This window comes from Micrococcus sp. LASM2_SD2, from assembly GCF_057364565.1.
Genome location: NZ_JBNFOB010000291.1, coordinates 1 through 2,420 on the forward strand (window position 1 = coordinate 1; position 2,420 = coordinate 2,420).

At 73.5% G+C, this 2,420-nt stretch carries 2 pseudogenes; one reads left to right on the forward strand and one right to left on the reverse strand.

Annotated elements, in window-relative coordinates:
• Positions 1-588: pseudogene (locus AC2W7A_RS11565) on the reverse strand (PHP domain-containing protein); the annotation flags it as partial.
• A 79-nt stretch (positions 589-667) separates the two neighbouring features.
• Here AC2W7A_RS11565 and AC2W7A_RS11570 point away from each other — a divergent pair.
• Positions 668-2,246 (forward strand): annotated as a pseudogene (locus tag AC2W7A_RS11570) (aminopeptidase P family protein).
• Positions 2,247-2,420 lie beyond the last annotated feature (174 nt).

Genomic DNA, 2,420 nt, shown 5'->3' on the forward strand with positions numbered 1-2,420 from the left:
GAGGCCAGCGGGTGGGCGAACACGGGGACGCGCCGGCGGCGCGGCGAGGCGGACGGCGTCGGCCGGGTGCGGGGCGTAGTGCGGCACGTAGTACTTCGAGGAGCCGGTGAGGATGGACTGGAACGCCGCCGTGCGGTCCGGGACCACGCCGATCCGCACGAGCGCGTCGGCCAGGTGGGGGCGTCCGATCGTGGCACCCTCCCCCGCATGCTCCAGCACGTCGTCCCAGGTGAGGTCGAAGTCCTCGGCGAGGCGGTCCACCATCGTCTGCGCACGGTGCAGGCGGGCGTCGCGGGCGCGGGCCATCTCGGCGTTGAGGCCGTCGTGGTCCGGGTCGTGCAGGTAGGACAGCAGGTGCACGGACACGCCCTCGTCCGTGCGGCAGCTCATCTCCATGCCGCGGACCAGCAGCAGGCCGTGGGCGCGGGCGGCGTCGGCGGCCGCGGCCCAGCCGGCGTTCGTGTCGTGGTCCGCGATCGCCAGGCCGTCCAGCCCCGCCTCCGCCGCGGCCGCCATGAGCTCGGCGGGAGACTCGGTGCCGTCCGAGACGGTCGAGTGCGTGTGCAGGTCGTAGCGCGGCGTGCTCATGCGCTCCAGCCTACGGGGCGACGCGGCCGGACCGCCCTGGGGCCTGCACGCGCCCGACGACGGTGACAAGATGGAGGACATGACCGACCAGAAGAGCGAGAAGACCGCCCCCGAGACCGCCGCCGACCAGGCAGAGAAGCAGACCCAGCCGCTGGGCGAGCGCGTGGAGAACCGCTCGCAGCGCCGAGCTCGGACGCGTTCCGTGCGTTCATGGGCTCGCAGTGGGCCCCGGCGAGCACCGACCTGCCGGAGGCCGATCCCTCGGCCGAACACGCCGCCCGCCGCCGTGCGGCCGTCTCCGCCCGCTTCCCCGGCGAGCGCCTGGTGATCCCGGCGGGCCAGCTCAAGGTCCGCTCCAATGACACGGACTACCGCTTCCGCCCGCACTCGGCGTTCGCGCACCTGACTGGCCTGGGCGTGGACCACGAGCCGGACGCCGTGCTGGTGCTCGAGCCCACCGACTCCGGTGCCGGGGACGCCGGCTCCTCGCATGCGGCCACCCTGTACTTCCGTCCGCTGGCCGGCCGGGACACCGAGCAGTTCTACGCGAACGCCCGCTCCGGCGAGTTCTGGATCGGCCCCCGCCCGACGCTGGCCGAGCTGGCAGCCCGCACGGGCATCCGCACCGCCTCCCTCGAGGAGCTCGAGGTGGCCGTGACCAAGGACGCCGGCTCCCCCGCCGCCGGCCAGGTGCAGCTGCGCCTGCTGCGCTCGGACGACGCGGACATGCTGCAGCTGGTCGAGTCCACCCGCTCCGCCGCGGGCGTGGACCTGGCCGCCGCCGAGACGCAGGACGCGAGCTCGCCGAGTTCACCTCGGAGCTGCGCCTGGTGAAGGACGAGTGGGAGATCGCCGAGATGCGCGGCTCCGTGGACGCCACCATCGCCGGCTTCGAGGACGTGGTGCGCGCCCTGCCGCGCGCGATCGGCCACGGCCGCGGCGAGCGCATGGTGGAGGGCGCCTTCTTCGCGCGTGCCCGGCTCGAGGGCAACGACCTCGGCTACGACACGATCGCCGCCTCGGGGAACAACGCCACGATCCTGCACTGGATCCGCAACACCGGCGACGTGAAGGACGGCGACCTGCTCCTGCTGGACGCCGGCGTGGAGGCCGACTCCCTCTACACCGCGGACATCACCCGCACCCTCCCGGTCAACGGCACCTTCACGGAGATCCAGCGCAAGGCGTACCAGGCCGTGCTGGACGCGGCGGACGCCGCCTATGCGATCGTGAAGCCGGGCATCCGCTTCCGCGAGATCCACGCCGAGGCCATGAAGGTCCTCGTCTCCCGCCTGCACGAGTGGGGCCTGCTTCCGGTCTCTGTGGAGGAGGCCCTCTCGGAGGAGGGTCAGCACCACCGCCGCTGGATGCCGCACGGCACCAGCCACCACCTCGGCCTGGACGTGCACGACTGCGCCCAGGCCAAGCGCGAGCTCTACCTGGACGGCGTGCTCGAGCCGGGCATGGTGTTCACCATCGAGCCGGGCCTGTACTTCAAGGAGGAGGACCTGGCGGTGCCTCAGGAGTACCGCGGCATGGGCATCCGCATCGAGGACGACATCCTCGTCACCGAGGACGGCGCCGAGAACCTCTCCGCCGCGCTGCCGCGCACCCCGGACGAGGTCGAGGCCTGGATGCGGCGCATCCAGCAGGGCTGACGCCCCGGGCCTCCGCCCGTCCCCTTCACGACGACGGCCCCGCACCCGACCGGATTCCCTTCCGGTGGGTGCGGGGCCGCTGTCATGGTCGGAGACCGGCCGACGGGTCCGCGTCCGTCACCTCGGGTCGGCGGGCGGGGTCGTCAGCGCCCCGAGCCGCCTCCGGGGCTCGGG